This is a genomic window from Skermanella sp. (assembly GCF_059503625.1).
This window is the reverse complement of record NZ_JCACHA010000747.1, coordinates 1-8,159: the sequence shown is the minus strand read 5'-3', so window position 1 is coordinate 8,159 and position 8,159 is coordinate 1. Positions and strand designations below refer to the sequence as shown.

Below are 8,159 nucleotides of genomic sequence, written 5' to 3'. Positions count from 1 at the left end.
TGGAGGAATGCGGGCCGATCTGGCGCCGCTCGCTGCCCTATGCCTTTCTGCTCGGCATCCTGACCGCGCTGGCGAGCCTGGCTGGCGAACCGTTCTTCCGCCTGACGGGGCAGGCGCCCGACGTGGCCGAGGGGGGAGCGCGGGTCCTGGCCGTGCTGGGCGCCGGCCTTCCGGCGGCCATGCTCTACACGGCATCCGCCTTCTTCCTGGAGGCGCTTAAGCGGCCCTTGCCGGGAATGGTCGTCATGATCCTTGCGAACCTGCTGAACGTTCCGCTCAATATCATACTGGTCTGGGGCGCCTGGGGCATTCCGGCGATGGGGGCCGAAGGCTCCGCCTGGGCAACGACGATCGTCCGCTGGATGCTGGCGCTGTCGCTGCTGGCCTATGTCTGGTACCTGCGCGACCGCCAGCAACTGCGCATCCGCGAACCTGCCGGCCAATGGTGGCGCGGTGCCGCCCATCAGCGGCGGCTTGGCTATGCGGCAGGCGCCAGTCTGGCGCTGGAAAGCAGCGCCTTTTCCATTCTGGGATTGTTCGCCGGCATGGTCGGACCGCTGGCTTTGGGCGCCTATACGATCTCGCTGAACCTGATCGCCCTGCCGTTCATGACGGCGGTCGGACTGGCCTCCGCCACCGGCGTCAGGGTCGGCGTCGCCTATGGCCGGCGCGACCGTCACGACATCGTCATGGCGGGATGGACCGGACTTGGCGTGACCAGTGCGATCCTGGCGGTCGTCGCCTGCCTGTTCGCCCTGTTTCCCGAGCAGATCGGCGGGCTGTTCACCACAGACCCGCAGTTGCTGGCGGTCACGGTGCCGCTGGTGACTTTCAGCGCCTTCATCCTGATCGCCGACGGCGGGCAGGTGGTGATGGCGAATGCGCTGCGCGGGCAGGCGGACACCTGGGTCCCGACGGCGCTGCACTTCTTCTCGTACTATGGAGTCATGATCCCGCTGGGGGCGGTGCTGGCGCTCAGCGCCGGGCGGGGCGTCGTCGGGCTGTTCGAAGGCATCCTGATCGCCAGTCTGGTATCGATCTCCGTGCTGTCGCTTCGCTTCCACCTGTTGTCGCGGACATAAGGTCCGTGTATGCATTCGCTTCCGGCCACCGCACAGGATCGCTCCCGTGTCAGCGCGGTGCCTATATCGTGCGCAAAGCCAGCGCTCAGGGGGTCTAACCGATTGTTCGCTTCTGCAAAAACTGGTACACCGACACTATATAAGACAGGCGTCCAAATCGTTCGGCCGTGCCCGCGTCTGTTGAACGCAGCTATCGTTTCACCTGAACCCGAGTTCGATTTTTGACCGCCAACCTGACACCACCGCCATCCGACATTTCGCCGGTCACCATCGAAGAGGAGATGCGGCGCAGCTATCTCGATTACGCGATGAGCGTGATCGTCAGCCGCGCGCTCCCCGACGTCCGTGACGGCCTGAAACCGGTACATCGCCGCATCCTTTATGCGATGAAGGAAGGCGGATACGACAGCAACAAGGCCTACAAGAAATCGGCGCGTATCGTCGGCGACGTGATGGGTAAATACCATCCGCACGGCGACAGCGCGATCTACGACGCCATGGTCCGCATGGCGCAGGACTTTTCCATGCGCCTGCCGCTGATCGACGGGCAGGGCAATTTCGGTTCCATGGACGGCGACCCGCCGGCGGCGATGCGCTACACCGAAGCGCGTCTGGCCAAGGCGGCGGAAAGCCTGCTGGACGATATCGACAAGGACACGGTCGATTTCCATCCCAACTACGACGAATCGTCGGTCGAGCCGGACGTCCTGCCGGCCCGGTTCCCCAACCTGCTGGTCAACGGCGCCGGCGGCATCGCCGTCGGCATGGCGACCAACATCCCGCCCCATAACCTGGGCGAGGTGATCGACGCCTGCTGCGCCTATATCGACGACAACGACATCACCATCGAAGAACTGATGGAGCACGTGCCGGGTCCGGACTTCCCGACCGGCGCGCTGGTGATGGGCCGGACCGGCATTCGGCAGGCCTATCATACCGGCCGCGGCTCCGTCATCATGCGCGGCAAGACGGAGATGGAGGAGATCCGCAAGGACCGCTGGGCCATCATCGTCAACGAAGTGCCCTACCAGGTGAACAAGGCCCGCATGATGGAGCGGATCGCCGAGGTGGTTCACGAGAAGATCGTGGAGGGTATTTCCGACCTTCGCGACGAATCGGACCGCGACGGCGTGCGCGTCGTGATCGAGCTGAAGCGCGACGCCGTTCCCGATGTGGTGCTGAACCAGCTCTACCGCTACACGCCGCTCCAGACCTCCTTCGGCGTCAACACCCTGGCGCTGAACAGCGGCCGTCCGGTGACGATGACCCTGAAGGACATCATCGTCGCCTTCATCGCCTTCCGCGAACAGGTCATCACCCGGCGGACCGAATACGAACTGGGCAAGGCGCGCGAGCGCGCCCACAACTTGGTCGGTCTGGCCGTCGCCGTCGCCAACCTGGACGAGATGATCGCGCTGATCCGGCGCGCTCCCGATCCCGGCACCGCGCGCGAGGAAATGCTGGCCCGTGAATGGGTCGCCGGCGACGTGATTCCGCTGATCGAGCTGATCGACGAACCGGGCAGGGGCGTCAGCCCGCAGGGTACCTACCGGCTGTCGGACGCCCAGGCTCGCGCGATTCTGGAACTGCGCCTGCACCGCCTGACCGGACTGGAGCGCGACAAGATCGGCGCCGACCTGCGGGAAGTCACCGACCGCATCGCCTATTACTTGGAAGTGCTGGCGTCCCGCACGCTCCTGCTGGAGATCCTGCGGACCGAACTGCTGGAGATGAAGGAGCGCTTCGGCACTCCGCGCCGCACGACCCTGATGGAGCTGGAGTTCGAATCCGACGTCGAGGATCTGATCCAGCGCGAGGACATGGTCGTCACCGTCAGCCACTCCGGCTACATCAAGCGCGTCCCGGTCTCCACCTACCGCGCGCAGAAGCGCGGCGGCAAGGGCCGGTCCGGCATGAGCATGAAGGCGGAGGATACGGTCAACGACCTGTTCGTCGCCAGCACGCACACGCCGATGCTGTTCTTCTCGTCGCGCGGCATGGTCTACAAGCTGAAGGTCTGGCGCCTGCCGCTCGGCACGCCGCAGGCCCGTGGCAAGGCGCTGATCAACCTGCTGCCGCTGGAAGACGGCGAACGGATCTCCACCGTCATGCCGATGCCGGAGGACGAGACGACATGGGGCGACCTGTGTGTCTTCTTCGCGACCAGCAAGGGCAATGTCCGCCGCAACAAGCTTTCCGACTTCACCAATATCCGCGCCAACGGCCTGATCGCCATGAAGCTGGAGGAGGAGGGCGAGCAGCTTATCGCCGTCCGCACCGGCACCGTCGATCAGGACGTCATGCTGGCGACCCGCAACGGCAAGTGCATCCGCTTCCAGGTCGACGACATCCGCATCTTCAGCGGACGGACCTCGACCGGCGTGCGCGGTATCAGGCTGGCCGATGGCGACGAAGTGATCGGCATGTCGATGCTGCGGCACGTCGATGCCGATGCCGACGAGCGTGCTGCCTATCTCCGTCAGGCCAACACCGAGCGCCGGGCCGCCGGGGAGGAAGCATCGAGCGACGAGGCTCCCGATCCCGATGCGGAGGTCTCTACCAACATCGCCCTGTCGCCTGAGCGCTACGACGAGCTGCGCGGCAAGGAGGAGTTCATCCTGACCGTTTCGGAGCGCGGCTTCGGCAAGCGGACATCCGCTTACGAGTACCGGGTGACCGGCCGGGGCGGGCAGGGTATCTGGAATATCGAGATGAACGAGCGCAACGGGCCGGTCGTCGCGACGTTCCCCGTGACGGACGACCATCAGGTGATGTTGGTAACCGACGGCGGGCAGATGATCCGCATGCCGATCCACGACGTCCGGATCGCCGGCCGCAAGACCCAGGGCGTCACCCTGTTCCGGGTGGCCCAGGGCGAGCGGGTGGTTTCGGTCGCCTGGTTGACCGAAGAAGCCGAAGCCGATACCGGACTGCCGGAGAGTGGTGCGTCCGACAACGGCGCCGCCGAGTCCGGCGATGGCGCAGCGGTGTGAAGACAGGCCTGACGTGAGGGTGGGAGGCGAGAGATGAGCCAGCGAATCGGTGTCTATCCGGGAACCTTCGACCCGGTGACCAACGGCCACATGGATATCATCCAGCGCGCGACCCGCGTGCTGGACCACCTGATCGTCGGTGTCGCCCGAAACGCCGGCAAGGGACCGTTGTTCTCGACCGAGGAGCGGGTCCAGATGGTCGAGGAGGACGTGGCCGCCCTCAAGCCGAACGGCACCAAGATCGAGATACGTCCTTTCGACAGTCTGCTGATGCACTTCGCGGTCGATATGAACGCATCCATCATCATCCGGGGCCTTCGGGCAGTGTCGGACTTCGAGTACGAGTTCCAGATGGCGGGCATGAACGCCCGCCTGAACCCGAAGGTCGAGACCGTTTTCCTGATGGCCTCCGACCGCCACCAGTTCATCTCCTCCCGCTTCGTGAAGGAGATCGGGCGGCTTGGCGGCGACATCACCAGCTTCGTTTCCCCCCGCGTGGCCGCCCGCCTCGCGACGCGGTTCGAGCAGGACAGCCACGACACGACCAAGCGCATCCAGACCCTGAAGGTTTAGAGCCTTGAAGACGCGGGCTGATCAGGAAATCGCGGTTGACCCGGAGTGATCCGGCCCCTATGTTCCCCCCGACCCTGAGAGCGCGTAGCTCAGCTGGTAGAGCAACTGACTTTTAATCAGTAGGTCCTGGGTTCGAGCCCCAGCGCGCTCACCAAAAAGGCCATGGAAATCAACCGTTTCCATGGCCTTCTTCATTTCGGTGGACGGGTAGCGTCGAAGCCACCATTGAAGCCATGGTTGCTGCCGGCCTTGGTCCTTGAGGTTAAGCAATCCCCAACCCGCCGTCGATGGCGACCACTTGGCCGGTCACCCGTCGGAGGGGGGCCGGATCGGCGAGGGAGACGATCTACCGCGCCACGTCATCCGGATTTTATCTGGGGTACGATCCGCCGTGGCCTCGGCGACAGGAAACTTCCCAGAAATGAAAGAGTGCGTGCGCACGCTGCCGGAAGGTGGCGGCACTCCACAGCCCGACACGGCGGACCCCATTCGCGGACAAAAGCAGGCTGTTGAAAGCAACGATGCTGATTATCGAAATCAGCACGGCATGGTTCCCGTCCTTCGTCTTTTCTTGCCGCGGCGGTCATAAGCGGGTCTGTGCCCGATCATGTCGAACGTGGCATTGGCGCCTTGCATGTCATCGCCGGCTTTTGGAGTTCAGCGGAACAGCACTTCTCTCAACGTCCTGCCTGTCATCCAGGCCAGGATCAAAATCGGCGTCGGCAGGATGACTGCTGAGGCAACGATGAAGAAGAGGGTTTCACGGATGATCTTGTTCATGCAGCAGACTAGATCTGCACTGATGGAGATTACATGAACCGGATCACACTCCCGGTCGAATGTCCTTGGCGACAGTCCCAAGGAAAGCTTGTTCGGAAGTTTACCAGAAGCGGCTGCCGGGCACACCCTTGAACGGCCCGGCCACGTCGGACGTGATCCAGCCGCCGTAGAAGTCACCTGGCTGCGGCGTGACGCGTTCGCCATCCACGAAGCATTCGTCGACGGCCCCGGCATAGAAGGCGACGTAGTCCCGCAGTATCTCGAATTTCGGGCCGGGGGCGGGATAGCTCCAGGCGGCATCCCGCAGCCTCACGCCGCCGACCGCAAGGTCGAAATAGACGGCGTCGCCCTTCCACTCGCAGAATGATCGTCGAGCTGAGGGCTGGAGCAGGCCGGGGAGGATGTCGGAGGGCGGGATGTAATAGCTGGGCGGATGACTAGTCTCGATCGTCCGGACGCTTGCCGAAGTATCGGCGATCGTGACGCCGCGGTGCAGTATCCTGATATGCCGCGAACACGGCTCCGCGATTGCCGGGCGCGGATAAGACCAGACGCTTTCCTGGCCGGGGCCGGGCGGATCGGGATGGACGATCGGTACAGTCATGCGGATAACATGGGAGCCTTGCCCCTTTTGTCCAATAACTTGGCAGTCCGTCAGTCCTCGTGACGGATACCAGCGGGACGGGACGCCTGCTCGGCGAGTTGGGGGCTCAGGACATTTGAGCTAGCGTCGCGGCAGTGCGTTCAGCCGATCCGGCCGCGCTGATGCCCTCATCGAGCCGTTCCCGAGGTGCGGACACCTGGGCGAGATGGTATAGCTACGTCACCATGAAGAATCCTCCAGCGACCATCCAGATCGATGAAGCCGGCCCTCAGAATTTCACCCTGGCAGTGACGTTCGACGGGCAGCGGTTCGACTGCGGCAACTACATCAGCCGTGCGGCTGCGATGCAGGCGGGACGGCTGTTCGTCCAGCGCAAGGAAGGCGAAGCCGTCGGCCAGCGTGGGCGGACCCGGAAGAAGCCGGGCAAGGGCTGAGGCGGCACAAGCTCCGATCCGGTGGGACTCCGTCCCATCATATCCGCATCATGTCGCATCCGGTCATAGGAATGACGGTTCCGGTCAAGTGGACTTCCGCCGTTGCAGCAAACTGATCGTCAGAACGGGGGCTCGAACCCGGTCCGGATACTCAGCAAAGTTCAGCAGCGGGATCAGCCATGGCCAATTCCACCGAGATCAACCGCCGCGTCATCATAACCTGCGCGGTCACGGGCGCCGGCGATACCGTGGGCAAGCATCCGGCGATCCCGGTCACTCCGAAGCAGATCGCCGAAGCGGCACTGGAAGCGGCATCGGCCGGCGCCGCCGTCGCCCATATCCATGTCCGCGATCCTGAAACCGGAAAAGCCAGCCGTGACGTCGCGCTTTACCGCGAAGTGATGGACCGCATCCGGGCGAGCGGGAGCGACGTCATCGTCAACCTGACCGCCGGGATGGGCGGCGACCTGTTCGTCGGCCCGGACCATGAGCCGGCCCGCTTCGGCTCCGATACCGACCTCGTCGGAGCCGAAGCCCGTGCCGCCCATGTGGCCGAACTGCTGCCCGAGATCTGCACGCTGGATTGCGGTTCGCTGAACTTCGGCGACGGGTCGCTGGTCTATGTCTCGACGCCCGACATCCTGCGCCGGCAGGCGGCGATCATTCAGCGCCTCGGGGTCAAGCCGGAACTTGAGATCTTCGATACCGGCAACCTGTGGTTCGCCAAGCGGATGATCGAGGAAGGCTTGCTGGACGCACCACCCCTGTTCCAGTTCTGCCTCGGCATCCCCTGGGGCATGCCGCCGGAGCCGCGCATGATGCTGGCGCTCCGCGACATGCTGCCGGCGAACAGCGTGTGGGCGGGTTTCGGAATCGGCAGGATGCAGATGCCGATGGTCGCACAGGCGGTGCTGCTCGGCGGGAACGTCCGCGTCGGGCTCGAGGACAACCTGTATCTGGACCGCGGGGTTCCAGCCAGCAACGGCGGTCTGGTCGAACACGCCGTCACGATCGTCGAGGCGCTCGGCTCCGGCGTGGTCGGCCCGGGGGAAGCCCGGGAGATCCTGGGGCTCAAGGCTCCCGGTCGCTGATCCCGCCGTCACCCGCGTCATCAACCCTCGCCTTGGGGAAAATTCAGCAAATGTCCAATTCTTCAACGATCCGCACCTTGGGCCTGATCGGCGGCGGCGTGATCGGCAGCGGCTGGGCCGCGCGCGCCCTTGCCCACGGCCTGGACGTCGTCGCTTACGATCCCGCCCCTGACGGTGAGCGGGCGTTGCGGGCCGCGGTCGACAATGCCTGGCCGGCGCTCGAACGGATGGGGCTCGGTCCCGGAGCGGACCGGGGACGCCTCCGCTTCGCGGGGTCGGTCGCCGAGATCGCGGCGGCTGCCGACTTCATCCAGGAGAACGCGCCCGAGCGCGAGGACCTGAAACGCCGCTTGCTGGCGGAAATCGACGCCGGCTGCGGTGGCGAAGTCGTGATCGCCTCAAGTTCCTCCGGGTTGCTTCCGTCGCGGATCCAGGCGGACTGCCGCCATCCGGAGCGGGTGGTCATCGGGCATCCCTTCAACCCGGTCTATCTGCTCCCCCTGGTCGAGATCGTCCCCGGAGAGCGCACGGCGGCCGACACGGTGGAGCGAGCTGCCACCTTCTACCGCTCGATCGGGATGCGCCCGCTGAGGATGCGGAAG

8 protein-coding genes and 1 tRNA gene are annotated in these 8,159 nt (G+C 64.7%); 7 read left to right on the top strand and 2 right to left on the bottom strand.

Features of this window, described 5'->3' with window-relative positions; translation table 11 throughout:
* The 4 genes from AC5JJ6_RS25685 to AC5JJ6_RS25670 all read left to right on the top strand — a co-directional run.
* Positions 1–1,082, top strand: a 1,082-nt coding sequence (locus AC5JJ6_RS25685) for an MATE family efflux transporter (RefSeq protein ID WP_496044792.1), incomplete at its 5' end; no start/stop codon positions are given.
* Positions 1,083–1,363: 281 nt separating this feature from the next.
* Positions 1,364–4,075 (top strand): DNA gyrase subunit A, encoded by a 2,712-nt coding sequence (gyrA, locus tag AC5JJ6_RS25680; RefSeq protein WP_496044795.1) that lies wholly within the window; start codon positions 1,364–1,366, stop codon positions 4,073–4,075.
* Between the two features lie 33 nt (positions 4,076–4,108).
* On the top strand, positions 4,109–4,648 hold the full coding sequence (gene coaD, locus AC5JJ6_RS25675) for a pantetheine-phosphate adenylyltransferase (protein ID WP_496044791.1): 540 nt from the start codon (positions 4,109–4,111) through the stop codon (positions 4,646–4,648).
* Positions 4,649–4,726: 78 nt separating this feature from the next.
* Positions 4,727–4,802: transfer RNA gene (locus tag AC5JJ6_RS25670), tRNA-Lys, on the top strand.
* Between the two features lie 503 nt (positions 4,803–5,305).
* Here the strand turns inward: AC5JJ6_RS25670 and AC5JJ6_RS25665 are convergent.
* Both AC5JJ6_RS25665 and AC5JJ6_RS25660 read right to left on the bottom strand, forming a co-directional pair.
* Positions 5,306–5,428: a hypothetical protein gene (locus AC5JJ6_RS25665; protein ID WP_280178482.1), complete on the bottom strand. Its 123-nt coding sequence runs from the start codon at positions 5,426–5,428 to the stop codon at positions 5,306–5,308.
* A 100-nt stretch (positions 5,429–5,528) separates the two neighbouring features.
* Positions 5,529–6,032 carry a DUF427 domain-containing protein gene (locus AC5JJ6_RS25660; RefSeq protein ID WP_496044790.1) on the bottom strand — a complete coding sequence of 168 codons (504 nt, stop codon included), beginning with the start codon at positions 6,030–6,032 and terminating at the stop codon, positions 5,529–5,531.
* Between the two features lie 224 nt (positions 6,033–6,256).
* On the opposite strand from AC5JJ6_RS25660, the gene AC5JJ6_RS25655 reads away from it, so the two are divergent.
* From AC5JJ6_RS25655 to AC5JJ6_RS25645, 3 genes are all read left to right on the top strand, one after another.
* Positions 6,257–6,466: a hypothetical protein gene (locus AC5JJ6_RS25655; protein WP_496044789.1), complete on the top strand. Its 210-nt coding sequence runs from the start codon at positions 6,257–6,259 to the stop codon at positions 6,464–6,466.
* Between the two features lie 179 nt (positions 6,467–6,645).
* Positions 6,646–7,557: a beta-keto acid cleavage family enzyme gene (locus AC5JJ6_RS25650; RefSeq protein WP_496044788.1), complete on the top strand. Its 912-nt coding sequence runs from the start codon at positions 6,646–6,648 to the stop codon at positions 7,555–7,557.
* 50 nt (positions 7,558–7,607) lie between these two features.
* On the top strand, positions 7,608–8,159 hold a 552-nt coding region (locus AC5JJ6_RS25645), incomplete at its 3' end, for a 3-hydroxyacyl-CoA dehydrogenase NAD-binding domain-containing protein (protein WP_496044787.1).